23 protein-coding genes are annotated in these 25,801 nt (G+C 60.5%); 5 read left to right on the forward strand and 18 right to left on the reverse strand.

What is annotated here, in order from left to right; genetic code table 11:
- Nucleotides 1–278: 278 nt before the first annotated feature.
- From AC3IX1_RS03070 to AC3IX1_RS03135, 14 genes are all read right to left on the reverse strand, one after another.
- A complete protein-coding gene (locus AC3IX1_RS03070; RefSeq protein WP_489387087.1) occupies nt 279–701 on the reverse strand; it encodes a hypothetical protein in 423 nt (140 codons plus the stop codon).
- 196 nt (nt 702–897) lie between these two features.
- Nucleotides 898–1,908 carry a FecCD family ABC transporter permease gene (locus AC3IX1_RS03075; RefSeq protein ID WP_489387088.1) on the reverse strand — a complete coding sequence of 337 codons (1,011 nt, stop codon included), beginning with the start codon at nt 1,906–1,908 and terminating at the stop codon, nt 898–900.
- A complete protein-coding gene (locus AC3IX1_RS03080) occupies nt 1,905–2,864 on the reverse strand; it encodes an ABC transporter substrate-binding protein (protein ID WP_489387089.1) in 960 nt (319 codons plus the stop codon). The genes AC3IX1_RS03075 and AC3IX1_RS03080 overlap by 4 nt, the downstream gene beginning before the upstream one ends.
- A complete protein-coding gene (locus AC3IX1_RS03085) occupies nt 2,861–3,649 on the reverse strand; it encodes an ABC transporter ATP-binding protein (protein WP_489387090.1) in 789 nt (262 codons plus the stop codon). Before AC3IX1_RS03085 ends, AC3IX1_RS03080 begins: the two co-directional genes overlap by 4 nt.
- A gap of 156 nt (nt 3,650–3,805) precedes the next feature.
- Nucleotides 3,806–5,185, reverse strand: a complete 1,380-nt coding sequence (locus AC3IX1_RS03090; RefSeq protein WP_489387091.1) for a PepSY-associated TM helix domain-containing protein — start codon at nt 5,183–5,185, stop codon at nt 3,806–3,808.
- Nucleotides 5,186–5,295: 110 nt separating this feature from the next.
- Complete coding sequence (locus AC3IX1_RS03095; RefSeq protein WP_489387092.1) at nt 5,296–7,413, reverse strand: TonB-dependent copper receptor; 2,118 nt, start codon at nt 7,411–7,413, stop codon at nt 5,296–5,298.
- 108 nt (nt 7,414–7,521) lie between these two features.
- Nucleotides 7,522–7,980, reverse strand: a complete 459-nt coding sequence (locus AC3IX1_RS03100) for a DUF2946 domain-containing protein (protein ID WP_489387093.1) — start codon at nt 7,978–7,980, stop codon at nt 7,522–7,524.
- Between the two features lie 21 nt (nt 7,981–8,001).
- Nucleotides 8,002–8,481 carry a copper chaperone PCu(A)C gene (locus AC3IX1_RS03105; RefSeq protein ID WP_489387094.1) on the reverse strand — a complete coding sequence of 160 codons (480 nt, stop codon included), beginning with the start codon at nt 8,479–8,481 and terminating at the stop codon, nt 8,002–8,004.
- 47 nt (nt 8,482–8,528) lie between these two features.
- Nucleotides 8,529–8,927, reverse strand: a complete 399-nt coding sequence (locus AC3IX1_RS03110; RefSeq protein ID WP_489387095.1) for a DUF2946 domain-containing protein — start codon at nt 8,925–8,927, stop codon at nt 8,529–8,531.
- A gap of 100 nt (nt 8,928–9,027) precedes the next feature.
- A complete protein-coding gene (locus AC3IX1_RS03115; protein ID WP_489387096.1) occupies nt 9,028–9,318 on the reverse strand; it encodes an addiction module antidote protein in 291 nt (96 codons plus the stop codon).
- A 154-nt stretch (nt 9,319–9,472) separates the two neighbouring features.
- On the reverse strand, nt 9,473–10,189 hold the full coding sequence (locus AC3IX1_RS03120; protein ID WP_489387097.1) for a cobalt-precorrin-6A reductase: 717 nt from the start codon (nt 10,187–10,189) through the stop codon (nt 9,473–9,475).
- The gene (locus AC3IX1_RS03125) at nt 10,186–11,283 is read right to left on the reverse strand and encodes a cobalt-precorrin-5B (C(1))-methyltransferase (protein ID WP_489387098.1); all 1,098 of its coding nucleotides are present in this window, start codon (nt 11,281–11,283) and stop codon (nt 10,186–10,188) included. Before AC3IX1_RS03125 ends, AC3IX1_RS03120 begins: the two co-directional genes overlap by 4 nt.
- Nucleotides 11,276–12,487, reverse strand: a complete 1,212-nt coding sequence (gene cbiE / locus AC3IX1_RS03130; RefSeq protein ID WP_489387099.1) for a precorrin-6y C5,15-methyltransferase (decarboxylating) subunit CbiE — start codon at nt 12,485–12,487, stop codon at nt 11,276–11,278. The genes AC3IX1_RS03125 and cbiE overlap by 8 nt, the downstream gene beginning before the upstream one ends.
- Nucleotides 12,488–12,591: 104 nt before the next feature.
- Nucleotides 12,592–13,272, reverse strand: a complete 681-nt coding sequence (locus AC3IX1_RS03135) for a hypothetical protein (protein ID WP_489387100.1) — start codon at nt 13,270–13,272, stop codon at nt 12,592–12,594.
- Nucleotides 13,273–13,573: 301 nt separating this feature from the next.
- Between AC3IX1_RS03135 and cobG the strand changes: the two genes are divergently transcribed.
- From cobG to AC3IX1_RS03160, 5 genes are all read left to right on the forward strand, one after another.
- Nucleotides 13,574–14,881 carry a precorrin-3B synthase gene (cobG, locus tag AC3IX1_RS03140; protein WP_489388680.1) on the forward strand — a complete coding sequence of 436 codons (1,308 nt, stop codon included), beginning with the start codon at nt 13,574–13,576 and terminating at the stop codon, nt 14,879–14,881.
- Nucleotides 14,874–15,500: a precorrin-8X methylmutase gene (locus AC3IX1_RS03145; protein WP_489318183.1), complete on the forward strand. Its 627-nt coding sequence runs from the start codon at nt 14,874–14,876 to the stop codon at nt 15,498–15,500. Before cobG ends, AC3IX1_RS03145 begins: the two co-directional genes overlap by 8 nt.
- Entirely contained in the window at nt 15,500–16,231 is a 732-nt protein-coding gene (locus tag AC3IX1_RS03150) for a precorrin-2 C(20)-methyltransferase (RefSeq protein WP_489388681.1), read from the forward strand. Before AC3IX1_RS03145 ends, AC3IX1_RS03150 begins: the two co-directional genes overlap by 1 nt.
- Nucleotides 16,231–17,940: a precorrin-3B C(17)-methyltransferase gene (cobJ, locus tag AC3IX1_RS03155; RefSeq protein WP_489387101.1), complete on the forward strand. Its 1,710-nt coding sequence runs from the start codon at nt 16,231–16,233 to the stop codon at nt 17,938–17,940. Before AC3IX1_RS03150 ends, cobJ begins: the two co-directional genes overlap by 1 nt.
- Before the next feature lie 177 nt (nt 17,941–18,117).
- Nucleotides 18,118–18,963 carry a hypothetical protein gene (locus tag AC3IX1_RS03160; protein WP_489387102.1) on the forward strand — a complete coding sequence of 282 codons (846 nt, stop codon included), beginning with the start codon at nt 18,118–18,120 and terminating at the stop codon, nt 18,961–18,963.
- Nucleotides 18,964–19,145: 182 nt separating this feature from the next.
- On the opposite strand, the gene AC3IX1_RS03165 is transcribed toward AC3IX1_RS03160, so the two are convergent.
- From AC3IX1_RS03165 to purH, 4 genes are all read right to left on the reverse strand, one after another.
- Nucleotides 19,146–19,742, reverse strand: a complete 597-nt coding sequence (locus AC3IX1_RS03165; protein WP_008053960.1) for a MarC family protein — start codon at nt 19,740–19,742, stop codon at nt 19,146–19,148.
- 65 nt (nt 19,743–19,807) lie between these two features.
- The gene (locus AC3IX1_RS03170) at nt 19,808–22,585 is read right to left on the reverse strand and encodes a hybrid sensor histidine kinase/response regulator (RefSeq protein ID WP_489387103.1); all 2,778 of its coding nucleotides are present in this window, start codon (nt 22,583–22,585) and stop codon (nt 19,808–19,810) included.
- A gap of 99 nt (nt 22,586–22,684) precedes the next feature.
- The gene (purD, locus tag AC3IX1_RS03175) at nt 22,685–23,980 is read right to left on the reverse strand and encodes a phosphoribosylamine--glycine ligase (protein WP_095944207.1); all 1,296 of its coding nucleotides are present in this window, start codon (nt 23,978–23,980) and stop codon (nt 22,685–22,687) included.
- 155 nt (nt 23,981–24,135) lie between these two features.
- Nucleotides 24,136–25,743, reverse strand: a complete 1,608-nt coding sequence (purH, locus tag AC3IX1_RS03180; protein WP_489387104.1) for a bifunctional phosphoribosylaminoimidazolecarboxamide formyltransferase/IMP cyclohydrolase — start codon at nt 25,741–25,743, stop codon at nt 24,136–24,138.
- Nucleotides 25,744–25,801: the final 58 nt, after the last annotated feature.

A 25,801-nucleotide genomic window follows, 5' to 3' on the forward strand; every position in this document is an offset into this window, starting at 1 on the left:
TGCAAGGGCTGTGCCCGGTCGGCAAAAGGCAGGGAAATGTCGTTTTAGAGCGGTTGAACGGTTTGATGGCGCACCATGAAGGATCGCGTCTGGCGCGTTGGTGCGAAGAGCTGCGCCAGATTGGGGCGAAGATTTTGTGGGCAACAAAAATCGACTGTGGGAGCGGGCTTGCTCCGGGCGGCGTTCCGACGAATGCGGTGTTTCAGTTGCCATTTATGTTGTCTGGCACACCCTCTTCGCGAGCAAGCCCGCTCCCACAAGGTCAGCGGCGTATCAACTCAGCTTTTAATGCAGGTTTCAAAACCATGTCCGCCACCTTCGTACTCCGGGCCGTAATAGTACTTGGTGAATGAAGTTTTCCCGTCAGGGGTTGAAGCAATTTTCGCAATCCCGACGCCGTAATCCTTGAGCGACGGATCCGTATGGGCAAAGTAAATCGCCAGGGAGCTCAAGTTGGCGGCAGCAAACCCGTCATACCGCGAGTTGTCGGGCAACGTCAGCGTAAAACCGTAGGCGCCGTGTTCGCCGGTACTCTGTTCGGCATTGAGCTTCATTTCGACAACACCTTCAAACGGACCGATATGGCTGTCCATTCCGGTGCATTGATACCGGCCACTGTAGTCAACGCCAGTAAAGGGTGGCTGCACTGCCCATGCGGGCGCTGAAACAAGTGCAATGGATGCGATGAACTTCTTGAACATGTTTACCTCTTTCCGCTCTTGTAAGAGTTGTGGCGATTAAGGTGTAGGAATAATCGTCGTTGAAGCGCGAGCGTTTTACAGTTGAACTCGCGAGAGCGGAGTATGAACATGATGGTGAACTTGTTAAGCGTTAACTCAATACGAGGTTTTTCCGGGCGTAAATGCAGTTCTGAAACTTTTATAATTAAATGTGGCGTTAACGACGTCGCATCAAGCCGATGAAGAACAACCCGCCAATTGCTGCAGTGGCAACGCCGATGGGCAAGTCTTCGGGGGCGATCAATGTCCGGGCAGCGACGTCGACCCAAACCAGAAACACGCTGCCAAGCAATACGCACACCGGCAGCAATCTTCGGTGTTCAGCTCCGACCAGGCGCCGCGCAATGTGCGGCACCATCAGCCCGACAAAACCGATCGAGCCGCTGATCGACACCAGTACCCCGGTCATCAATGACGCAATCAGAAACACCCGCAGGCGCACGGTGCGGGCATTCAGGCCCAGGGTCACCGCTGTCTGCTCGCCGGCCATCAGCGCATTCAGCGGTCGCGCCATGCCCAGCAGCAATATCAGCCCGAGCAATACACTGGCTGTCGGCACCGCCAGCAGCTCCCAGCGAGCCAACCCGAGCCCGCCGAGCATCCAGAACATCACCGCCGAACTGGCTCGATGGTCACCCATGAACAGCAGCAGATTGGCAATCGCCATCATCACGAACGACACCGCCACGCCGCACAGCAGCAAGCGGTCACTGTCGAGGCGACCATGGCGACTGGCGATCATCAGCACCACTAGCATGCTCAGCAATGCACCGATGAATGCCGCGATCGGCAAGGTTAGCAGGCCAACGATTTCACCGACATGCAGCACCACGATCACCGCGCCAAGCGTGGCACCGGACGTCACGCCGAGCAGGTGCGGGTCAGCCAACGGATTGCGCGTGACCGCTTGCAGCACCGCGCCGATCAACGCCAGGCCGGCGCCCACCAGCGCGCCGAGCAGCATGCGCGGGACGCGGATCAGCCAGACGATATGTTCCTGTCCGGGGTTCCAGTCCGGCACACCGAAACCGAACAGTTTGTGCAACAGGATGCGCCACACCACATCCAGCGGCACCCGCGCCGGGCCGAAACCCAGGGACACCACGCACGACACCAGCAACAGGGCACCGAGGGCGATCAGCAACAGGGCGTAGCGACGGTTGATCATTTGCCGTGGAAACCCTTGGCCAGGGTGGCGACCGCGAGCACGTTATCGATCCCCGGCGTGGCCTGCACGTAAGGGATGACGATGAAGCGCCGGTGCTTGATCGCGTCCACCGATTGCAGGGCCTTGTTGCCCAGCAGGAATTGAATCTTCTGGTCGGCAGTTATTTCGCTGTAGTCGACGATCACGATCACCTGGGGGTTACGCTCGACCACGGTTTCCCAATTGACCCGGGTCCAGCTCGCGTCGACATCCTCCAGGACATTGCGCCCGCCTGCGGCGTCGATCAGCGCTTGCGGCATGCCCAGTCGCCCAGAGGTCATGGCCCGGTCTTCGCCGCTGTCGTACAGGAACACCCGCGGTGTTTCCGCGGGCAGGTCTTTGCGAATATTCGCGACTTGCGCCTGCATGTTCGCGATCAGGGCATTGGCGCGGTCCTGCACGTCGAAGATTCTGCCGAGGTTGCGCAGGTCGTTGTAGGTGTCGTCGAGGCTGGCCGGTGGGCGCTTCATTACGAAGGCGCAGGATTCGCTCAGCTCATACACATTGATGGCCAGCGGTTGCAGGGTTTGCGGCGTGAGGTCGCCGCCAACGCGCATGCCGTAGTCCCAGCCAGCGAAGAAGAAGTCGACGTTGGCATTGAGCAGGGTTTCGACCGACGGGTACTTGGCCGCCAGCTCCGACAGGCCTTCGAGAATGCCCTGCATCTCGGGCGTCACGGCCTTCCAGCCACTGATGCCGCTATAACCGGCCATCCGTGGTTTGAGGCCGAGGGCGAGCATCATCTGGGTCATGTTGATGTCGTGGCTGAGGGCGTGTTGCGGTGCCTGCTTGAAGGTCACCTCGCGGTTGCAGCTTTTGATTGTCAGCGGGTAACGGGTGGCTTCGGCCAATGCCTGGGCGCTGCCCAGCAGCATCACGAGAGGGAGGCAGGAGCGCAGCAGGGAACGCAAAGTCATGATTGGGTTATCCAGGTGATTCGTGGGTAGCCGTGCAGTGGATGTTCATCGATCAGTGCTTCGACGCCGAACACATTGCGCAACAGCGCAGCGGTCAGGACTTCTTTCGGTGTGCCGCTGGCGACGATACGGCCATGGTTGATCACGTACAGCCGGTCACAAAAAGCCGCCGCCAGATTGAGGTCGTGGATGCTCGCCAGGGTGCCGATGTCCAGGCGTTTGACCAACTGCAAAAGCTCAAGCTGATAACGCGGATCGAGGTGGTTGGTCGGCTCGTCGAGGATCAGCAATTGTGGTTGCTGGGCCAGGGCGCGGGCGAGGATGACCCGCTGCTTTTCACCACCGGAGAGAGTAGCGAACCCGTGGTCTTCGAAGCCCTTGAGGCCGACGGATTCCAGGGCCTGGTTGATCAGGTCGCGGTCTTCAAGGGTGTCGCCATCGAACAGGCCTTTGTGCGGCGTGCGGCCCATGGCGACCACTTCCTCGACGGTCAGGCCGAAGGCATCGGGGAACTCCTGCAACACCACGGCGATGCGTTGCGCGCACCAGCGCGAGGATTGTTTCCAGACGTTCTGGTGATCGAGCCTGACCTCGCCGCTTTCCGGTCTGTTGAAGCGCCAGGCGCACCGCAACAGGCTGGTCTTGCCGCTGCCGTTGGGGCCGATCAGCCCGACGAACTCACCGGCAGCCACGTGTAGCGAGGCGTCACGCAGCTGGAACTGGTGGTGGCAATGGCCGTGACCCAGTGGGGACCAGGTGAGGTTTGTGAGGTTCAGCGAGGTCATGCAGTGGCTCTTGAGGTGATGCTGATGGCCCCTTCGCGGGCAAGCCCGCTCCCACAGGATTTGCGCGAACCCTGTGGGAGCGGGCTTGCTCGCGAAGGGACTGAGGTGATGCGCGGGGAGTTTACAGTGCCTTTCGCCCCGCGCATCTCGCCTGTTTCATGATGAAGATGAGGCGCTCTCAGTCTGCCGGGTGAAGCGCGACAGCAGCACGCGATCGAGCACCCACACCGCCACCAGCGAAGCGCCCACTAACGGAAAGGCCACCGCCAGGGCGAACATGATCACCATCGCGGTTTTCCATTTCGGCAGGTCGTGGCGCAGCGGCGGCACGCCGAGTTTCCCTTGTGGGCAACGCTTCCACCAGATCACCACGCCACTGACGGCGCTGAGCAGAATCATCAGGCAGATCAGCAACACGACGATCTGATTGAACGTGCCGAACATCTTGCCTTCGTGCAGCATCACGCCGATTTCCGTGGCGCGGGCGACGGTGCCGTACTGCTCGAAACGTACATCGGCCAGGACCTTGCCGGTGTACTGATCGATGTGCATCGTGGCGTCATTGCGCGGATCGTCGGCGAACAGCGCGATGGTGAACACACCCGTTGCGTTGGTCGGCAAGGTGATGCTGTAACCCGGGTCGACCTTGCTCTGCCTGGCGATGTTTTGTACGTCTTGTAGGCTGATGGTCGGTGCGGCAGGAGCGGTTGATGCACCGGCGTTGGCCATGTGTTCGGCATGGTCGCCGGACATCGGCATCGGCGTATTCTCCATGGCCCACGGCACGGTCTGGCGGGTCGCGGTGTTGAGGCTGCGGGCCTCGACGTCGGATTTCGGCACGTCATCCCACATGGTTGCCGGGAACACGTTCCACACGGCGGCGTATTGCTGGCCCCAGAACCCGGTCCAGGTCATGCCGCTGAGCAGCATCACCAACAGTAGGGAGGCGCCCCAGAATCCGGTGACCGCGTGCAGGTCGCGCCACAATACGCGACCACGACTGTTCAGGCGTGGCCACAAAATGCCTGCCGCCTGACCGCGCGGCCACCACAGGAAGATGCCGGACACCACCAGCACCACGCCCCAACCGGCGGCCAGTTCGATCAGCCGATCGCCGACGGTGCCGATCATCAGCTCGCCGTGAATCGCGCGTGCAATGGCTTGCAGGTTTTTCTTGGCGTCTTGTTCGCCGAGGATGTCGCCGTGGTACGGATCGACGAAAACGTTCAGCTCCTTGTCATCGTCAAGCACGACAAACTGTGCGCTGCGCTCGGCGTTGACCGGCGGCAGGTACTGGGTGACCTGACCTTGTGGATAAGCCGTTTTCACCCGAGTCAGGAGGTCGTCGGCGGGGACGGTGTGATGACCGGCCGGGACGTTGAGCAGGCTGCTGTACATCAGCGAGTCGAGCTGCGGTTTGAACAGGTAGACGGTGCCGGTCAGGGCCAGCATCACCATGAATGGCGCAACGAACAATCCGGCATAGAAATGCCAGCGCCAGGCCAGGTTGTAGAAATTCACTTTGGGCTGTTTCATCACGTTTGCTCCGCTTGGCTGGATCTTTTAGTTGTTTGATTGGCGGTTGCTTTGCAACCGATCGCGAGCAGGCTCGCTCCTACAGGGGAGCGAGCTTGCTCGCGAAGCTTTTAGAAACTCATGTCCACCTTGGTCCAGAGCGTTCGCCCCGGTTCCTTGATGGCTTGCGGGTCATTGGCGGGGTAGCCGAAACCGGCGTTGCCGGCCAGGTTCAAGTGCTCGGCGTAAGCCTTGCCGAACAGGTTGTCGACGCCGCTGCTGACCTTCCAGTTGCTGTTGATCCGATAGGCACCGTTGAGGGAGAACACGCCGAAGCCCGGCGTCTTGCCGAAATCCTTGCCGACCACGTTGCCCTTGTTCTGGTCGATGCGGTTTTGCGTGGCGACCAATCTCCACAGTGCGCCGGCGCTCCAGTTGTCTTCGCTGTAGGTCAGGCCGAAACGGGCATCCAGCGGCGGCATCTGCGGCAACGCACTGCCATCGCTGCTGTTCTTGCCCCAGGCGTAGGCCAGGGTCGCGTCGGCTTTCCAGTTGTCGGTGAAGTTGTAGGCGGCACCCAGTTCGGCGCCCATGATTCGCGCGTCGATGTTTTCGGCTTGCGAGGTCGTACCCATCATCGTCGGGGTGTAGTTGAACAGGATGTAATCGCGCACCTGGCCGACGTAAGCCGAGGCCCAGGCTTCGAGGTCTTCGGTCTTGTATTGCAGGCCGAAATCGAGCTGGGTGGTTTTTTCCGGTTTGATCGAATCGAAGGCATTCACCGAACCGGCGGGGCCGGACTTGGGTGAGAAAAGCTCCCAGTAATCCGGGAATCGCTGGGTGTGACCGAGGCCGGCGTACAAGGTGGTCGGGCTGTCGGCCAGGTCATGCTCGTAGCGGATGAAACCGCTGGGCAGGGTATCGGCGCGGGTGTCGTCGGCGGTCGGATTCGGACGGGTCATCATGCCCGAGCCGGTGGTCTGCCGATAATCTTTGGCCGAGGCGCGGTCCAGGCGCGCGCCGCTGATCAGGCGGTCACGGTCTGCGGCGTACCAGGTCAGTTCGCTGAACACACCGTAGTTATGGAAGTCGGCATCCTTGGTGTACGGCAGGTCCTTGTAGGTGTCGACACCCATGGCGCCGCGCTGGCGATGTTCGTTGGTCTGCGCGTCGATGCCGCTGATCAGTTGCACATCAGCCCAGCGCCAAGTGGCCTTGACCCGTGCGCCGAGGGTGCGGCGGTCGACGTTGGAAGCCATGGGGCCGGCCATCATCCCGGTGCCGGACGGCGTGCGCAGGGTGTAGTTGTCCATCACGTGGTCGGCGTAGTTGTAGTAGATCTGCGCCTCGACCTTATCCAGTACCTCGCCGATGTTGGACTGCTCGAACCGCAGGCCGAGGCTCTCGCGCAGGAACTGCGAACCGTCCATGCCGCGCCCGGCGTAGCGGGCTTCACCATCGCCACGGCCGGCGGTCAGCTCCAGCAAGGTGTCGGCATTCGGCGTCCAGCCGACGGCCACGTCGCCGTTCCATTTGTCATAGCGCGACGCCACGGTGTCGTTGTTGCCGTCCAGGTAGTCGTCGGAGTGCGCGGTGTTGCCGATGACCCGCACATAGCCCGACTGACCGCCGGCTGCGGCGTCCACCAGTTTGTCGAAGCGACCGTAGGAGCCAGCCAGAACGCTGGCGTTGACCCGCGTGCCGAGTTCGCCGAAGTGCTCCGGCTCGCGGTCGAACAGAATGGTCCCGGCCGAAGAACCCGGCCCCCAAAGCACGGTTTGCGGGCCTTTGATCACGGTGAGCTTGTCGTAGGTTTCCGGCGAGATGTAGGAAGTCGGCGCGTCCATACGGCCCGGGCAGGCACCGAGCATCATGCCGCCGTTGGTGAGGATGTTCAGCCGTGAGCCGAACATGCCGCGCAGCACCGGATCGCCATTGGTGCCGCCATTGCGCACCATGGCAAAGCCGGGGATGGTTTTCAGGTAATCGGCACCATCGCTGGCCGGCACCGGTTGGCGCGGCTCCTTGGGGTTGGTGACGATGGTCAATGGCGAACTCGGGGCAACGGCGGTGATCACCGTCGGGCTCAATTCTTCACTGTGACCGGCATGGTCGTCGGCGAGCGCAGAGGGCGCCAGCAAGGCACCGCACAGGATGGCGGTGGCGTGCCTGAAACGAACGCCGGATTCGTTCAGGGCATAAGAGGCTTGGGCAGGGCTCAAGCACGGGACAGCGGAAAACCTGGACATGACAATTTCCATCGAACAGTCGTAAACGACACGGCCGGCAGCCCGCGCAATCCCTGTGGGAGTGAGCGTTGGCTGTCTTGCGGACCGTGTGAAATCAGAAGTGAGTGTTTACGCGACGACGGGCGGGGCGCGGGTGCGGGCGCCGGGGAAGAAGGTTTGCCGGGCATGGCCAAGGCGCACAGAGGGTGTGGTGAAGGTGTGGACGGGCGGGATGACGAAGTTGGCGAAAGACACGCCACCGGTTAGCGCCGGGCAATTGAACAGCAGGCTGCAATAGCCGCATTTTTCCCACAGCACATGGTGCCCGGGGGCTGGCGGGCAATGCTCGGCGTTGGCTTGCGTGGCTTGCATGCCATGGTCGGCATGCTCCATCGCCGACATGTCCATGTCCATGCTCATACCTGCCGGCATGGTCATCGACATGGCGCGCGAATCCATCGGCATCGACTGAGAAATCAGCGGGCCGATAAAGATCATCAGCATGGCGAACAGGCTGATCCAGCTGCCGCGTGTCAGGCTCAATGCCTGATTGCGTGACCTGGATGACCTGGCGCTAAGCGGGCGCATGGGCGCTTTCAGCTCAGGCGATTACGGCTTGTGCACGTGCGCTTGCATGGTATCCGGCGCCTGCTTCTGCACCGCGACTTCGACCGTCACATCACCGGACTTCTCGAAGTGCAGCGTCATGGGGAAGCGCTTGCCGTCAGTGAGCAGGCTGCGGTCCTTGAGGCCCAGCAACATCACGTGATAGGCCATGGGTGCAAAAGTGACCTCGCCACCGGCGGGCACTTCCACGCTCGGTACGTGCTGCATTTTCATCATGTCGCCTTGCATCACGTGCTCATGCAGTTGCGCTTCGCCCGCAATCGGGGTGTCGACGCCGAGCAGGCGGTCGGCGGTCTTGCCTTCATTGTTGATCACGAAATACGCCGCAACGGTGGGCGCATTGGGTGGCAACTCCTGGGACCATGGATGAGCGATTTCCAGTGCGCCGACCTTGTATTCGTGGGCATTGGCAAAGCAGGCAGGCAGCAGCAACGCAGCCAGAACGATGAGTTTGTTCAACATGGCAGTTCTCCGGAACGATTTAAAACGCAGTCAATTGCGAGAAAAAATCACACCAGAGGGGACGCGCGGGGGTTGAGACTCGGCCATTGCTGGCGCGGTGACGGGCTGTCGAGCGAGGTGGCGGGCAAGCCGCGGTTGGACTCGAAGCGGGCGAAATACAGCTGTGGCGAATGCCCCGGCAACGCCACCAATGGCGCAGAACCCGAGCAGCACCAGCAATGCTGCATGTTGGAATGATCGTCGTTTTGCGGGGCTTTCTGTTCAAGGTCCCCGATGGAAATCGCCACCATCCTGGTGCCGCTGGAGCTGCAGAAACTGCCCCACAACAACTGTTCGGCAGGTGACTTCGCCGTTTGCGCCATCGCTCCGGACATCGGCATGGCGAGCATGTTGAACAGCACTGCGAAGCAGGCTATCCAGGCAATTGCGAGCCGTTGTCGGGACATGGGACAGAATCCGTTTGAGTGGGCGATCAGGCGCGGGCTATTTAGCCTGATCAAGGCCGATAAGTAAAAAGGCGGTGTGCGGTTTGGTGTCGCAGCGTAATCAGACAGCGATGGCATGCAAGCGCAGACCCAAGGCTTTCATAACTTTCATGATAGTCGCGAATTCCGGATTGCCACTACTGCTCAGCGCTTTGTAAAGACTCTCGCGTCCCAGACCCGCATCACGGGCAATTTGTGTCATGCCCTTTGCTCGGGCGATATCGTTGAGCGCTGCACGTATCAGCACGCCGTCTCCAGCATCCTCTTCAAAGCAGGTACCCAGATAAGCCGCCATTTCCTCCGGCGTTTTGAGAAACTCGACGGCATCAAAACGGGTAAATTGTTCGGCCATGATTTACTCCTCATTACCGATATTGTGTGCCGGGTGCGCTTGATTGGTTCAGGAGGAGGCGAACTATAGGATTGAGGCCGTAGAGTCGATAGCCAGCTTCGTCTGAGAATACTGTCAGCGGAATCGTAAGGTTTAGCGGGTCTAAGGAATAGTCCTACACTGATAGGGCATCCAGCATATCTGCCACCGAACCAAACTCCCGTTCCACACCTGGCAATTCGGGGCGCTTCAAAACAATCACCGGTACCCCACGCTCACGCGCCACTTCCAGCTTCGGCTCGGTCGCCGTGCTGCCGCTGTTCTTGCTGATCAGCACGTCGATGTTTCGCCGTTCGAACAACTCACGCTCATCGTCAATTAGGAAGGGGCCCCGTGCGCCGATCACTTCGCAGCGCTCGTTGCCCGGATACACGTCCAGTGCGCGCAGGATCCAGAATTGCTTCGCAGGAATTTCGTCCAGGTGTTGCAGGGGCTCGCGGCCGAGGGTGAACAGCGGGCGACGGAAGGGTTCCAGGGCTTCGATCAGTTCGGCCCAGTCGGCGACTTCCCGCCAGTCGTCTCCCGCCTGGGCTTGCCAGGCCGGACGCCGTAGCGCCCAGCAGGGGACGCCGCTCAAATGCGCGGCCGTCGCGGCGTTGTGGCTGATTTGGGCGGCGTAGGGGTGAGTGGCGTCGAGCAGCAGATCGATGCCTTCATCGCGAACAAATTGCGCCAGACCCTCGGCACCACCGTAGCCGCCGACGCGCACCTGGCATTGCAGGTCGGTCGGCACCCGACCGACACCGGCCAGGCTGTAGATATGCTGCGGTCCCAGCGTGCGGGCAATGACCATGGCTTCAGTCACGCCGCCGAGCAACAGGATGCGCTTCATTGAAATGCTCCGGCATGGCCAACGATCCCGCCCTGGCGATCGATGGCAAAGACTTCCACCTGAACCTGCGACGGCACCACGCTACGGGCAAAGTCCAGGGCGTGTTGACAGACTGCATCACCCAGGGCGACCCCGGCGGCGGCGGCCATGGCCAGTGCCTGCTGGCTGGTGTTGGCCTCGCGGATGCTCTGCTGCAACGCCGCATCGGCGCCGACCTGCGCCGCCCATAACGCCAGTTGCGGCAGGTCAATGCTCGAATGACGACTGTGCAAATCCATGTGCCCGGCCGCCAGTTTGCTGATCTTGCCGAATCCACCGCACAGGCTGAGTTTATCCACCGGTACTTTGCGCAGGTGCTTGAGCACGGCACCGACGAAGTCGCCCATTTCAATCAGGGCGATTTCCGGCAGGTTGTAGACCCGGCGCATGGTGTCTTCGCTGGCGTTGCCGGTGCAGGCAGCGATGTGCAGGTAACCGTTGGTTTTGGCCACGTCGATGCCCTGGTGGATCGAGGCGATGTAGGCGGCACAGGAAAACGGCCGGACAATGCCACTGGTACCGAGTATCGACAGACCGCCAAGAATGCCCAGGCGCGGGTTCATGGTCTTCAGTGCCAGTGCTTCGCCGTTCTCGACATTGACCGTGACCTCGAAACCGCCGCTGTAGCCGAGTTCGTCGGCCAGTCGAGCCAGGTGTTCGCTGATCATTTTGCGCGGCACCGGGTTGATCGCGGGCTCGCCGACACCCAGCACCAGCCCGGGGCGGGTCACGGTGCCGACGCCGCGGCCGGCCTTGAAGCGAGTCCCCGGTTCGGCGCTGAGGCGCACCTGGGAGTAGAGCAGGGCTCCATGGGTCACGTCCGGATCGTCACCGGCGTCCTTGAGAGTTCCCGCTTCGGCGCCGTCCTCGGTGAGGCGGCAGAACTCCAGGCGCATCTGCACCTGTTTGCCCTTGGGCAACACGATTTCCACCGCATCGGCCGCCGTGCCATCGAGCAGCAGGCGCGCGGCGGCGAGGCTGGTGGCCGTGGCGCAGCTGCCGGTGGTCAGGCCACTGCGCAGGGGGGCAGGTTGTTCGGCGGTTTCGTCACGCATCGAAGGGTTTCGTCACGTCCAGCAAGGTAATCGGCAAGGCCTGGCGCCAGGTGTCGAAGTCGCCCAGGGGTTGGGCCTGGGCGATATGAATGCGCGTCAGCTCCCCACCGTGTTGCTCGCGCCAGGCCATCAGGGTCATTTCACTTTGCAAGGTGACTGCGTTGGCAATCAGCCGGCCCCCGGGTTTGAGTTCGGCCCAGCAGGTATCGAGCACACCTTCGCGGGTGACACCGCCGCCGATGAAAATCGCATCCGGCCGCTCCAGCCCGGCCAGAGCCTGTGGCGCGCTGCCGCGAACCAGTTGCAGGCCGGGAACGCCGAGGACATCACGGTTGTGCTCGATCAACGCTTGTCGGCCCGCATCGGCCTCGATGGCCAGTGCGCGGCAACTGGGGTGAGCGCGCATCCATTCGATGCCGATCGAGCCGCTGCCGGCGCCGACGTCCCACAACAATTCGCCGGGGATCGGCGCCAGGCGCGCGAGGGTGATGGCGCGCACATCGCGTTTGGTCAGTTGGCCGTCGTGCCGGAACGCGGAGTCCGGGAGGCCGGCCAGTCGCGACAGGCGCAGCGTGTTCGGCTCGGCGATGCATTCGATGGCGATCAGGTTCAGGTCGGCGATCGGCGGATCGCTCCAGTCGCTGGCAGTACCGTCGACACGCCGCTCGGCTTCTCCGCCCAAGTGTTCCAGCACGGTGAGACGGCTAGGGCCGAAGCCACGTTCACGCAGCAGGGCGGCGATGGCGGTGGGGCTGCTGCCGTCGTTACTCAACACCAGCAAGCGCACACCACTGGACAATTGCGCGTTGAGTGCGGCAACGGGACGGGCAACCACTGACAACGTGACAACTTCCTGCAAGGGCCAACCCATTCGCGCTGCTGCGAGCGAGCAGGAAGAGGGGGCGGGCAGAATAAGGATTTCATCGCTGGATAAATGTCGGGATAGACTGGCACCCACCCCGAAAAACATCGGATCACCGCTGGCCAGGACGCAAACGGGTTCTCCCTGTTTCGTCAAAACCGGTTCAAGGGCGAAAGGACTGGGCCACAATTGCCGTACACCGCGGATGCAGGCTGGCAACAAGTCCAGCTGCCGTTGACCGCCAATGATCCGTGTAGCGTTCAGCAGAGCGTGTCGGGCATTTTTGCCAAGCCCCTTGTAGCCTTCTTCTCCAATGCCTACCACTGTCAGCCAGGGGGTCATGCTGTTCCTCTTCTATCAAGCGAAGCCAAATCATCACGCTGCCGGTCTGTGTCGGTCTGTGCGGTTGTGCATCATAGCGCGGTGTGGATTGAGTTCGCCTCTCGTCAGTGTCTATAAATGTGGTCAGGGCTTATCCGGTTAATGGTTTTTTTCAGGTCGAATCTCTTCATTCTTATGTCGAGCCGCTTGCGTTCCATGAGCGGTCTTTTGCTTTCGAGTATGTTTTTGTCCAGTTTAAGATATGCGCGTTGCTGGGTGATTTTTGCAGTGTGGTCTTCCGTGTTGAAAAATAGAAAACCACTTTTTTTAATCGTGGTAACTAATTCAAGATTAAAGACTGCGATTTCAAGAAACCCCTTTGAATCGTAGCGTGCGGGTATTACTTGAAAGCGCTCTCCCAGGGAGCTTTGTTGGTCCAGTGAATAAAGTGCCGGCTGGTTGGGCTTCAGTGCGTCGAGTGTGTCAATCATGGCGTTTCCTTGCCGGCTATCCGGCATGGTTTGAGCGCTTTGGACCAAAAACTCGGCAATGCTTTTCGAAACGGAGTGTTGAGAGCGGGTGAAGATGGCATCCTGAAAGACAGACCAGCCTAAAAAATTCAACGTCGTAATGTATTCATTCAACCATATTGTCGAGTCGGCGAAGCGGCTGCCGACCATGTCTGCGGACTGGGTGGCTATTTGTGTGCAATGGGTGAAGTCGTCGTAATCTTGCAGTGAAATTTCTTCAATGCATGAAATAATATTGTGGGCAGTCAATATTCCAGTCGTTTTTTCAAAGTTCATTTTTTTGTTCCTTTGATATAGCTGAATTTTTACTATTGTTCTTCTTTTGGGTGTTGTGAAAAGTACAAGAGTTGGTGTGTGGTTTAAATAAGTCTGGTTGGTTGAATTGATTCTTGCTGTTAGCATTTTTCGCTGGGTGTTCAAATAGAACTTGCGATGGCGGTTCAGGCTTGCAGCGAAAAGCCTGGGCCCGGGATCACGCTTTTCGTCGTCAACCTGCCAGGGTTTTTCATCAGGCCGGGCAAAGCAGGCATAATGCTGTCCTTTGTCTTGTACCGGTCGTCCTGTGAAGTCACGTCAGATACCCAACCGCTTGCGCCCTTCCGCCTGTCCAGGGTTGTTGCGTGTCGTCCAGGCATTGGACGGTGGTATTTGCCGGGTCAAACTCGACGGTGGCGCCATCGGTGCGCAACAGGCAATCGCTGTCGCCGATGCCGCCGAGCGATATGCCAGCGGAGCGATCGAGGCGACCAACCGGGCCAACCTGCAGATCCGCGGCATTGGCAACGAGCAAGCGGCGTTGATCGACAGCCTGCTGGCCGCCGATCTGGGGCCGCGCACGGCGGCTGGCGACGATGTGCGCAACCTGATGCTTAGCCCCGGCGCCGGGATTGATCGGCGCATGCTGTTCGACACTCGCCCGCTGGCCGGGCAGATCCTCGCCACACTGCAAAGCCACGAAGCGTTCTACGACCTCAGTGCCAAGTTCGCCGTGCAACTCGATGGTGGCGAAGACCTGACGATGCTCGAACATCCCCATGACCTGTGGCTCTCGGTGTTTGAGCAAGCCGGCGAACTACGGCTGGCGTTCGGTCTGGCGGGATGCCCGACGGACAGCCCCGCCGGTTCGGTGGCACTGGCTGACGGGCACGCCTTGGTGGTTGCGGTCCTTGAGTTGTTCCTTGAACGGGCACGCCCCGAGCAGACGCGAATGCGCCATTTGCTGGCCGAGTACCCGATCGAGGGTGTTCTGCTTCGACTGGCCGAGCGAGTGCCGCTGCAAGCCGTTGTCGGTTGGCAGCGGGTTTCGGGCTCCAGTGATTTGCACATGGGTGCCCATCCCCAGGCCGAGTCCGGCGTTGTCTATGTGGGGGCCGTCCCGCCACTGGGGCGGCTCGATCCGGCGATGCTGCGGGGGGTGGCACAACTGGCACGCGAGTTTGGTGATTCCAGCCTGCGCTTCACACCCTGGCAAAGCCTGCTGCTGCCCAATGTCCGCATGGAAAACGCCGCTGAAGTCTTGGGGCGTTTGCAACGCTTGGGCTTGTCCTGTGAAGCCGGTCAACCATTGTCCCGGTTGATCGCCTGCACCGGTTCCAGCGGTTGCGCCAAGGGGTTGGCCGAGACCAAGGGCGATGCCCTGCAACTGGCCACGCTGCTGCACCGCCATGGATCGGCACTGAACATTCACCTGAGCGGTTGCCCGCGCTCCTGCGCCGCCGCGCATACGGCGCCCGTCACATTACTGGCCGTCGCCCACGGTCGTTACGATCTCTATTTCCGCGATGCAGCGCAGCCGGGCTTCGGCGCGCTGCACGCACGCAACCTTACTATTGAAGCGGTCGCGGCCCTGCTCGACGCCCGCTCACGGAGCCCCCTTGATGCTTGATTACATCCGCGACGGTCAGGAGATCTATCGCAACTCCTTCGCGATCATTCGCGCCGAGGCCAACCTCGACCGAATCCCGGCCGATCTGGAGAAACTCGCGGTCCGTGTCATTCACGCCTGCGGCATGGTCGATGCCATCGACGGCTTGCAGTTTTCCGCAGGGGCGGGCAAGGCCGGGCGTGATGCGCTGGCGGCCGGCGCGCCGATTCTGTGCGATGCGCGGATGGTCTCCGAAGGCGTCACCCGTGCGCGGTTGCCAGCGAACAATCCGGTGATCTGCACCTTGCGCGACGAGAGCGTTCCGGAACTGGCCCGTGAATTGGGTAACACCCGCTCAGCCGCTGCGCTGGAACTGTGGCGCCCGCACCTGGAAGGCAGCGTGGTGGTCATCGGCAACGCCCCGACGGCGCTGTTTTACCTGCTGGAAATGCTCGACGCCGGTGCGCCGAAACCTGCACTGATCCTCGGTTTTCCAGTGGGCTTCGTCGGCGCCGCCGAATCCAAGGCCGCGCTGGCCGCCGACAGCCGTGGCGTGCCTTTTGTCATCATGCAGGGTCGCCTGGGCGGTAGCGCCATGGCCGCCGCCGCCGTCAATGCCCTCGCCACGGAGATCGAATGATGCAGCAATCTGGACGTTTGATCGGCCTTGGCGTCGGCCCCGGTGATCCGGAACTGATTACCGTCAAGGCCTTGCGCTTGCTGCGCGAGTCGCCGGTAGTGGCGTACTTCGTGGCCAAGGGCAAGAAAGGCAACGCCTTCGGCATCATCGAAGCGCATCTGCAGGACGCGCAGAATCTGTTGCCGCTGGTGTACCCGGTGACCACCGAAGCCTTGCCGGCACCGCTGTCCTACGAGCAAGTGATCAGCGACTTCTACGATGACGCCGCCGACGAACTGGCGACGCATCTCGATGCCGGTCGAGACGTGGCGGTGATCTGTGAAGGCGATCCGTTCTTCTACGGCTCCTACATGTACCTGCACGACCGGCTCGCCGATCGTTATCAGGCTGAAGTCGTGCCCGGTGTGTGTTCGATGCTCGGCGGGGCCTCGGTGCTCGGTGCGCCGCTGGTGTATCGCAATCAGAGTCTGTCGGTGTTGTCCGGTGTGCTGCCGCACGACGAACTCAAGCGTCGCCTGGCCGACGCCGATGCGGCGGTGATCATGAAGCTTGGGCGCAACTTCCCCAAGGTTCGCCAGGTGCTGGAAGAGCTCGGCCTGGCCGGGCGCGCGTTGTACGTCGAGCGCGCGACCATGGCCAATCAGAAGATCGTGCCGCTGGACCAGGTCGAGCCGATGTCCTCGCCGTATTTCTCGCTGATCATCGTTCCCGGTGAAAGGTGGCAAGGCTGATGACCCGTCCAGTTCCGGCGATTGTCATTCTCGGCAATGGCAGCCTCGCTACCGCGCGCAGCATTCAGCAGGTGTATCCCGAAGCCCTGATCCATGGCCTGGCCGAACGGGTTGAAGGCGCGGATCGGGTCTATCACGAATTCGGTGCGACCCTGCGCGAGTTATATCAACAGGGCACACCGATCATTGCCCTGTGCGCGGCCGGGATCGTGATCCGCACGCTGGCGCCCTTGTTGCTGGAAAAAGGCGCCGAACCACCGGTATTGGCGGTGGCCGAAGACGGCAGCGCCGTGGTTCCACTGTTGGGCGGTCTTGGCGGAGTAAATGTGATGGCGCGGGAGATTGCCGCCGCGCTTGAAGTCGCCGCGGCGATCACCACCAGCGGCGAGTTGCGTTTCGGCACCTGCCTGCTCAACCCGCCCAGCGGTTATGCCCTTGGCGATCTGGAGCTGGGCAAGCGTTTCGTTTCCGATCTGCTCGCCGGCGAAACGGTGCGCATTGAGGGTGAGGCACCGTGGCTGGCGCAGGCGCAGTTGCCCGAAGATGCGCAGGCCCGACTGGCGGTGCATGTCAGTCATGTCGAACGGGTACCTGCGGCCAACGAATTGTTGATCTACCCGCGCAATGTGGTGGTCGCCGTGGACGCTGGCCTGGTGAACGTCGCGGGGGCGGTGCGCGAGGCGTTGCATCAGGCAGGGATCGCCGTGCAGTCGCTGGCCTGCCTGTTGGCCGCCGATATCGAAATGGCCAGCGCGGCGTTGCGCGAAGCAGCGCTTGAATTGGGCGTGCCGTTGCGCTTTGCCCACGCACGGAAGGTGCTTGGCGAACGTCTGCGTACTGTCATGGGTCAACCCGTTTCCATGCTTGGTAACGACACTGTTGCCATTGGGGTAGCAGACCAGCCGCTGGACCCGTTGCAGATCGGCCGCCCTCGCGGACGCCTGGCCGTGATCGGCTTGGGGCCAGGTGCCGCCGAGCTGATGGTGCCGGCCGTGAAGGCGGAATTGGCCCGGGCAACCGACGTGCTGGGTTACGAAACCTACGTGCGCATGGCCGGGCCGTTTCGCGACGATCAGGTGCTGCATTGCACCGACAACCGCGAAGAGATGCAGCGTGCCCGCCACGCTTTCGAACTGGCGGCCCAAGGGCGCTCGGTGGTGGTGGTTTCTTCAGGCGATCCGGGTGTTTTCGCCATGGCCGCGGCGGTGCTTGAGGCGCTGCACGAGTCCACCGACGTCCATTGGCACAACGTCGATCTGGAGATTCTGCCAGGGGTTTCCGCCTCGCTGGCAACCGCGGCCCAAGCCGGTGCGCCGCTGGGGCATGATTTCTGCGTGCTGTCGCTGTCGGATAACCTCAAGCCATGGGCAATCATCGAGAAACGCCTGGACCTGGCAGCGCAAGCTGATCTGGCAATGGCGTTCTACAATCCGATCTCGCGTTCCCGACCTTGGCAATTGGGGCGTGCGCTGGAGATCCTCGCCCAACATCGCGCACCTGAAACGCCAGTCGTGCTAGGGCGTGATGTCGGACGCCCGGGGCAGACATTACGCGTGACGACGCTTTCTCAATTGACTCCAGACCAGGTCGACATGCGGACCATGGTGTTGATTGGTTCATCCACGACTCGCGTGTTTCATCGTTCGCAAGGAATGCCGTGGGTTTATACGCCGCGTAGTTATGGTGATAAATTAAGCGATATCAACTAATTTAATATCATGGTTTAGTGCAGTGTTGTTCGAGCTGAACTGCTCGACAACTGCTGCATGGTTGATGCGTGCTTACATATGTCGACATTCAATCGGGTTTGATAGCGGTGTTGGGGTGATTTAGATTCGTTTTGTCTCTGCTGGAGACTTAAACGAATTTAAAAGGAATAGTTCGATATGGAAATCGTGGAAGGTTTTATCACTCACAAACAATGCACCGATATTGGGAGAGCTCGTCTTGCCAGGTCAAAGGCGTTGTTGAGCAGTGCTCCTCGTGCGAAAGCATTAATGTCGACCACTGCGTCGAGCTCACCCAAGGCATTGGACGATTCGAGTCCTACCAGGGAACTGGATGCTTTGGTTTTGGGTAATACGCTCATTGGTTATGGCGATAATATTTCGCTTGAAAACATGACGATTATCGAAAACCTCATAAAGTTTTCGAAGTTGGAGGCCGATCGCGAGACTAAAGACAGCCATAGCCCCGCCGCTTGGCACCGAGCCTTTCTCCAGTGCATGGAGGATATGGGGTGTTCTGTTCCCATCAACGCGAGCATCGAATACAAAAAAAGGTCTGGTAGCGGGACAATGAAAAATGTTGTCACCTCTATTATCCAGGCGGGCGTTGAAGCGGCAAAAGCTGCCATTCCTGGTGCAACCGTGCTAAGTGCCGTCGCAGACAGCACATTGTCAGCATTGGAAAAAGAACCTGAAACAATCAAGGTTTTCAACTATGAAGTTACTAAGGCCAAGGGTATAAAGCTGGCCTTGTTGCCTTGCGAGCAAACCAAGAACGGATTGGTTATGGTTTCGTTTTCATCCGTTAATCATGTCGGAGATCAAGTGGGTGGTGGGGTTTTGTTCTTGGATCTGAAAATTGCAAGTCTCGATATTTACCAGGGTTCCAACTTTCTCGCCTTTAATCCTGCTGCTTACGCTGAAGTAAAAGATGATGTCGAATTTATCCTGGCGCAGAATCGAAAAGAAGTGTTGGCTAAAAGATTTGTGCGTCGCAGGCAGTGAACTTAATCAAACCGGTTCAGAGGTTGGTGGTCTCGGGTCTGTTTGAGAGGGGGAAAGGGTTAACCGGTTTGCATTGCGAGGAGTACGAAGCAGGCGCCGTGCAGCGGTGAGGCACACGGCGACATCCTGGATGCTTCGAGTCTGCCAGCCCCACGATTTGCCAGAACCGGAGTGCTTTATGTTCAAGGCACCAGATAACCCTTCACCCCGGTGAAGATGATCTGCGCCGCCAGTGCGCACACGAACAACCCCATCAATCGGCTGACGATCTGTAGTCCCTGGTCGCCGAGAATGCGCTCGATACGACCGGACAAAAACAGCACCACGCCCACGGTAAAACTGGCCAGGGCAATGCTGACAATGGCCGTGAGCTTGTCGTCCCAGTGCGGCTGGCTCACGCCCATCACCAGCAAGGCGCCGATGGTGCCGGGGCCGACTGTCAGCGGGATCGTCAGCGGAACGATGGTGACATCCTGCTGCACGTTGTCGGTCTGTACCGCCGATTTGCCTTGCGCCATGCCCAGTGCCGAGATGAACAGCACGCTGCCTGCGCCGATGCGGAATGCGTCCACGGTAATGCCGAACACACTGAAAATCACTCGACCGAACAAATACAGCAGAACGCTGGAGACCAGGGTGGCGACCGCTACTTTCCAGGCCAGCCGACGCTGTTCCTTGCGCGAATAACCACGGGTCAGGCTGATGAAGCAGGACAACACGAAGAACGGGCTGTAGAGCACCAGCATCTTCAAGTAAACGCTGAACAACACATGGAGCATGGTGCCGGGCTCACTGGCGAGGGAAGTCGAGGGGGAGTCTATCAGGGGTTGCGCAGTCTGTCGGCTCAGGACGTTTGGGTCGTTGCGCGATTCTGCTGGTCACGCTGGGCGACCCAGTGCTCGATCAGTTCGCGCAGCTGCGACAGTTCCACCGGCTTGGCCATGTGCCCGTCCATGCCGGCCTGTCGCGCACGTTCTTTGTGTTCGGCAAGGATATGGGCGGTCAGCGCCACTACAGGGGTGCGAGCCCGCTGGTTGCCGACTTCCCAGGCGCGCAATTGTTGGGTGGCCGAGAAGCCGTCGAGGATTGGCATTTCGCAGTCCATCAGCACCAGGTCGTAACGCTGGGCTTTCATCGCCTGCAAGGCTTCTTCGCCGTTGCAGGCGGTATCCGGTTGCAGGTTGAGCTTGCTCAACATGCCGCGGATCACCTTGGTCGAGATGCTGTTGTCTTCAGCCACCAGAATGCGGAAGTCGCAGGGGACCTTGACCGGTAGCGCCGGGCCGCTTGGCACGGGCAGGGTCGCGACGAGTCCTTTGTTGCGCTGGGTCAGTTCGTCCGCCAGGGTGGTCTTGAGGGTGTAGCCGGCCACCGGCTTGGCGAGAATGCGCTTGATCCCGGAGTTGCGTGCGATGATCTTGCTCGGCGCGTTGCTGATGCCGGTGAGCATGATCAGCAGTATGTCATGGTTCAGGCTCGGGTCTTCCTTGATCTTGGCCGCCAGTTGCATGCCGGTCATGCCGGGCATGTTCTGGTCCAGCAGGACCACATCGAAGTAATCGCGCAAGTGAGCCTTGGTGCGCAGCAGGGCCAGCGCTTCCTTGCCGGAAGGTGCGGCGCTGACATTCAGGCCCCAGGCGCTGCATTGCTGCACCAGTACCTTGCGACAGGTGTCATTGTCGTCCACCACCAATACCCGCGCACCTTGCAGCGGGCCGTCGAGGTCTGATGTCGGGTGTTCGAGGCGATCCGGGTCCAGCGGCAGGGTCAGCCACAGGGTGCTGCCCTGGTTGTTGCCGCTCTTGATCCCGAATTCACCCTGCATCAAGCGGATCAGCTGACGGGCAATCACCAGCCCCAGGTTGCCGCCCAGCTGGGTGGCCGAAAGAAAATGCCGGCTGTGCAGTTCGGCGTGCATCAGGGCGTCGCGTTCTTCGACGTCCATGGGCTCGCCACTGTCCTGCACGGCGATACGCAGGCGTGGTTTGGTGTTGCGCTCGTCGAGCGCAACGACGATCAGGATTTCGCCTTCATCGGTTTTTTTCAGGGCGTTTTCAAGCAAACTCAACAGCGTCTGGCGCAAGCGTGTCGGGTCACCGCTGATCACCCGCGGCACTTGCGGCTGGATGAAGCTGATCAACTCGACGTTTTGCTGCTCGGCCTTGGCGCGGAAGATGCTCAGGCAGTCTTCGATCAGTGCATTGAGGTCGAACTGCACATCGTCCAGCTCGATCTGCCCGGACTCGAGTTTGGAAATGTCGAGAATTTCGTTGATCAGTGTCAGCAATTCGTTGCCGGCGCTGTGGATCGTCTGCACATAGTCGCGTTGCTTGACCGAAAGTGGCGTGCCCAGCAGCAGCTCGGTCATGCCGAGGACGCCGTTCATCGGAGTGCGGATCTCATGGCTGATCTTCGCCAGGAACTCGGCCTTGGTGTTGATCTCGGCGTTGCTGGCCGCCAGGTCACGGCTGATGCTGAAACGGTCTTCGGTGATGCGGCGCTGGCGCTCGCTCAGCGCAATGCTCATCAGCAGGCCGCTGATGCAGATGAACACCAGCAAGGTAGTGATCAGGCCATTGGGTTCGACCAGAGTCAGCCCCAACAGCGCGGGCAGGATGACCAGTGTCCCGAGGTTGAACACCACCATGGCCGCCACGAAGAGGCGAGCCGGGCGATAACCTTTTTGCCAGTGATAGGCGCTGATGAACAGCATGGTCAGACCTGCCAGGGCTACCAGGCCGTAGGTAATGAAGTTCAGCGGCAAGGTATTGACGAACAGCAGCATCAGGCCGCACGCGGTGATGAGCAGGACCTCGCCAAGCAGCAACCGGTTCAGCGGGTGCGGGCCCAGCGGGGCGAAGAAGCGATAGGCAAGCATCAGGCCGCAGGGCGCAGTCATGATCAATGCCAGGTAAGCCCCCGGTGTTTGCAGTGCATGCCAGTCCGGCAGCCAGGGGCCGGCGAGGTTCAGCAACAACAGCAGGCTGAGCATCAACAACCCTTCGCACGACGCCAACCAGAGGGCGCTGCGCGAGCGGGTGTAGGCGTAGCGGATGAGGTTGTGCAGGATCAGCATGGCGATGCAACCGAACAGCAGGCCATAGATCAGCGTCTGGTTCTGGTTGGCGGCCGAGAGGATCGCCGATTGCAGGGTGATATAGGGCCGTAGCTGGTGGTCGGAGGCCAGTCGCAGGTATACGTCAAGGGGGGTGTCGCTTTGCGGCAGGGCCAGCATGAAGTCGTTGCTGGGCAATGGTCGCTCGGATTGGGGGCGTTCGTTGCCCGTGCTGGATTGATCGATCAGCTTGTCGCCGTCCAGTACGTACATGTTGAACTGGCGCAGATCGGGTGCGAACACCCGCAGCAATTGTTCGTGTTTGCCCGGTGCAAGCCTGAATCGCAACCATAGCGCGCCATCGGGTTCGGCTGCGGTAATGCGGTCGAGTTCGATAGGGCTGAATTGATTGGTGTAGCGTGCGGAACGGATGTCGCTCAGTTGCAGGTCGCCCTGTTCGTCGAGCAATACCGCCCAGCCACTGCCTTGCGTGGCCTGGGCCGGTAGCATGCAGAGCAAGGTCAGCAAAGTGACGGTCAAGCTTATGGCAATCCTGAGCCAGCGCACGGCGAAATCCCTTCTTAGGTTGATGCCAGAATATAACGATGCGCGGCGCCGGAACAGCCAGGCAATAAACGGTGTTCATTGCCTGGCGCGGTGTTTGCCTTATTCCTGATTTTCGCCACGCTCGCGGGCAATGGCACGGTAGCCAATGTCCTTGCGATAGAAACAGCCTTCCCAGTCAATCGATGCCGCCAGCTTGTAAGCCTGCTGCTGCGCAGCATCAACGCTGGCGCCCATGGCCGTAGCGCAAAGCACCCGACCACCGGCCGTTACGACTTGACCGTCCTTGAGCGCAGTACCGGCGTGGAAGACTTTGCCTTCCAGTGCGGCGGCGGCATCCAGGCCATTGATGGCCACGCCTTTGGCGTAGTCACCAGGATAGCCGCCAGCGGCCAGGACGATGCCGACGCTCGGGCGTGGATCCCATTGTGCTTCTACTTTATCCAGTGCCTGCGCCAGGGCTGCTTCGACCAGCAACACCAGGCTCGACTGCAGGCGCAGCATCACAGGTTGGGTCTCAGGGTCGCCGAAGCGGCAGTTGAATTCGATGACTTTTGGGTTACCAGCCTTGTCGATCATCAGGCCGGCGTACAGGAAGCCAGTGTAGACGTTGCCTTCCTCGGCCATGCCGCGCACGGTCGGCCAGATCACCAGGTCCATGACGCGCTTGTGCACCTCGGCGGTGACCACTGGCGCCGGGGAGTAAGCACCCATGCCACCGGTGTTTGGACCGGTGTCGCCGTCGCCGACGCGTTTGTGGTCCTGGCTGGTGGCCATCGGCAGCACGTTCTTGCCGTCGACCATGACGATGAAACTGGCTTCTTCGCCGTCCAGGAACTCTTCGATGACCACGCGCGAACCCGCATCACCAAAGGCATTGCCCGCCAGCATGTCGCGCACGGCGTCTTCGGCTTCGGCCAGGGTCATGGCGACGATCACGCCTTTACCGGCGGCCAGGCCATCGGCCTTGATCACGATCGGAGCGCCTTTTTCACGCAGGTAAGCCAGGGCCGGCTCGATCTCGGTGAAGTTCTGGTAGTCGGCAGTCGGGATCTTGTGGCGCGCCAGGAAGTCCTTGGTGAAGGCTTTCGAACCTTCCAGCTGCGCAGCGCCAGCGGTCGGACCGAAGCAATCCAGGCCACGGCTGCGGAACAGGTCCACAACACCGGCAACCAGCGGCACTTCAGGGCCAACGATGGTCAGGGAAACGTTTTTCTCGGCAAAGTCTGCCAGTTGCTCAAGTGCCAGTACATCGATGGCGACGTTCTCGCACTTGGCTTCGATGGCGGTACCGGCGTTGCCCGGAGCCACGAACACCTTCTGCACACGCGGATCCTGAGCTACTTTCCAGGCCAGTGCGTGTTCACGGCCACCGCTGCCAATGATCAAAACATTCATTTCAAAAACCTCGGATGACGCTAATTCTGTGGGCAGCGCTGAAGCTGCTTTTCTGTAGGAGTGAGCCTGCTCGCGATGATGGCGTTACAGTCAGAATCAATGTGTCTGAAAGGACGCTATCGCGAGCAGGCTCACTCCTACAGTTGATCGTGTACTCAGTGGCGGAAGTGACGCATGCCAGTAAAGACCATCGCGATACCGGCTTCGTCAGCGGCCGCAATCACTTCATTGTCACGCATCGAGCCACCAGGCTGGATCACCGCAGTGATGCCAACCTTGGCCGCGTTGTCCAGACCGTCACGGAACGGGAAGAACGCGTCCGATGCCATCACCGATCCTGCGACTTGCAGACCGGCATGTTCTGCCTTGATCGCAGCAATACGCGCGGAGTTCACGCGGCTCATCTGGCCGGCGCCGACACCGATGGTCTGGCGATTCTTGGCGTAGACGATGGCGTTGGACTTCACATACTTGGCGACTTTCCAGGCGAAGATCAGGTCGTGGATTTCCTGTTCGGTCGGAGCGCGCTTGGTCACCACTTTCAGGTCATCGGCGCCGATCATGCCGATGTCTCGGCTCTGTACCAGCAGGCCACCGTTGACGCGCTTGTAGTCCCAGGCAGCAGCGCGGTCAGCCGACCACTCACCGCAGGCCAGCAGGCGTACGTTGGCTTTGGCAGCGACGATAGCGCGGGCCTCTTCGCTGACGCTTGGGGCAATGATCACTTCGACGAACTGACGCTCGACGATGGCCTTGGCAGTCTCGGCGTCCAGCTCGCGGTTGAAGGCAATGATGCCGCCGAACGCGGATTCGGTGTCGGTAGCGTAGGCCAGTTCGTAGGCCTGACGGATGCCGCCTTCGGCATCGGGGCTGACAGCCACGCCGCACGGGTTGGCGTGCTTGACGATCACGCAAGCTGGCTTGACGAAGCTCTTCACGCATTCCAGCGCGGCGTCGGTGTCGGCCACGTTGTTGTACGACAGTTCCTTGCCTTGCAGCTGGGTCGCGGTGGCGATGCCGACTTCGGCAGGCTTGGCTTCCACGTAGAACGCCGCGCTCTGGTGCGGGTTCTCGCCGTAGCGCATTTCCTGGGCCTTGATGAACTGGCTGTTGAAGGTGCGCGGGAACTCGCTGCGACCGGAGGTCGAGAGGGTCTCGGCAGCCTGGTTCACGGTGCCCATGTAGTTGGCGATCATGCCGTCGTAGGCGGCGGTGTGCTCGAACGCCTTGAGCATCAGGTCGAAACGCTGGGCGTAGGTCAGGCCACCGGCCTTGAGGTTTTCCAGGACGCTGGCGTAATCGCTGGCGTTAACCACGATGGCCACGTCTTTGTGGTTCTTGGCTGCCGAACGGACCATGGTCGGGCCGCCGATGTCGATGTTCTCGATGGCGGTCGGCAGGTCGCAGCCTGGCTTGTTGATGGTGGCTTCGAACGGGTACAGGTTGACCGCTACCAGGTCGATCGGCTTGATGCCGTGCTCGTTCATGATGGCGTCGTCGATACCACGACGACCGAGGATCCCGCCGTGGATTTTCGGGTGCAGGGTCTTCACCCGGCCGTCCATCATTTCAGCAAAACCTGTGTAGTCCGCGACTTCCACTGCGGCAACGCCGTTGTCCTGCAGCAGCTTGAACGTCCCGCCGGTGGAGAGGATCTCGACGCCCAGGGCTTCAAGCTCCTTGGCGAATTCGAGGATCCCGGTCTTGTCGGAAACGCTGATCAAGGCGCGGCGGATCGGCAGGCGGGTAGTCTGGTCGGTCATCTCAATTTCCATCAAAAGCAAAGGAAGTCAGCAAAAAAGGCGACCGGTTTTACGCGGG

Source organism: Pseudomonas sp. KH_046_2 (assembly GCF_057838985.1).

Bases quoted from the DNA above. Each gene is read 5' to 3' on its own strand.
- AC3IX1_RS03070 (WP_489387087.1), bottom strand. From the start codon at position 701: ATGTTCAAGAAGTTCATCGCATCCATTGCACTTGTTTCAGCGCCCGCA.
- AC3IX1_RS03075 (WP_489387088.1), bottom strand. From the start codon at position 1,908: ATGATCAACCGTCGCTACGCCCTGTTGCTGATCGCCCTCGGTGCCCTG.
- AC3IX1_RS03080 (WP_489387089.1), bottom strand. From the start codon at position 2,864: ATGACTTTGCGTTCCCTGCTGCGCTCCTGCCTCCCTCTCGTGATGCTG.
- AC3IX1_RS03085 (WP_489387090.1), bottom strand. From the start codon at position 3,649: ATGACCTCGCTGAACCTCACAAACCTCACCTGGTCCCCACTGGGTCAC.
- AC3IX1_RS03090 (WP_489387091.1), bottom strand. From the start codon at position 5,185: ATGAAACAGCCCAAAGTGAATTTCTACAACCTGGCCTGGCGCTGGCAT.
- AC3IX1_RS03095 (WP_489387092.1), bottom strand. From the start codon at position 7,413: ATGTCCAGGTTTTCCGCTGTCCCGTGCTTGAGCCCTGCCCAAGCCTCT.
- AC3IX1_RS03100 (WP_489387093.1), bottom strand. From the start codon at position 7,980: ATGCGCCCGCTTAGCGCCAGGTCATCCAGGTCACGCAATCAGGCATTG.
- AC3IX1_RS03105 (WP_489387094.1), bottom strand. From the start codon at position 8,481: ATGTTGAACAAACTCATCGTTCTGGCTGCGTTGCTGCTGCCTGCCTGC.
- AC3IX1_RS03110 (WP_489387095.1), bottom strand. From the start codon at position 8,927: ATGTCCCGACAACGGCTCGCAATTGCCTGGATAGCCTGCTTCGCAGTG.
- AC3IX1_RS03115 (WP_489387096.1), bottom strand. From the start codon at position 9,318: ATGGCCGAACAATTTACCCGTTTTGATGCCGTCGAGTTTCTCAAAACG.
- AC3IX1_RS03120 (WP_489387097.1), bottom strand. From the start codon at position 10,189: ATGAAGCGCATCCTGTTGCTCGGCGGCGTGACTGAAGCCATGGTCATT.
- AC3IX1_RS03125 (WP_489387098.1), bottom strand. From the start codon at position 11,283: ATGCGTGACGAAACCGCCGAACAACCTGCCCCCCTGCGCAGTGGCCTG.
- cbiE (WP_489387099.1), bottom strand. From the start codon at position 12,487: ATGACCCCCTGGCTGACAGTGGTAGGCATTGGAGAAGAAGGCTACAAG.
- AC3IX1_RS03135 (WP_489387100.1), bottom strand. From the start codon at position 13,272: ATGAACTTTGAAAAAACGACTGGAATATTGACTGCCCACAATATTATT.
- AC3IX1_RS03145 (WP_489318183.1), top strand. From the start codon at position 14,874: ATGCTTGATTACATCCGCGACGGTCAGGAGATCTATCGCAACTCCTTC.
- AC3IX1_RS03150 (WP_489388681.1), top strand. From the start codon at position 15,500: ATGCAGCAATCTGGACGTTTGATCGGCCTTGGCGTCGGCCCCGGTGAT.
- cobJ (WP_489387101.1), top strand. From the start codon at position 16,231: ATGACCCGTCCAGTTCCGGCGATTGTCATTCTCGGCAATGGCAGCCTC.
- AC3IX1_RS03160 (WP_489387102.1), top strand. From the start codon at position 18,118: ATGGAAATCGTGGAAGGTTTTATCACTCACAAACAATGCACCGATATT.
- AC3IX1_RS03165 (WP_008053960.1), bottom strand. From the start codon at position 19,742: ATGCTCCATGTGTTGTTCAGCGTTTACTTGAAGATGCTGGTGCTCTAC.
- purD (WP_095944207.1), bottom strand. From the start codon at position 23,980: ATGAATGTTTTGATCATTGGCAGCGGTGGCCGTGAACACGCACTGGCC.
- purH (WP_489387104.1), bottom strand. From the start codon at position 25,743: ATGACCGACCAGACTACCCGCCTGCCGATCCGCCGCGCCTTGATCAGC.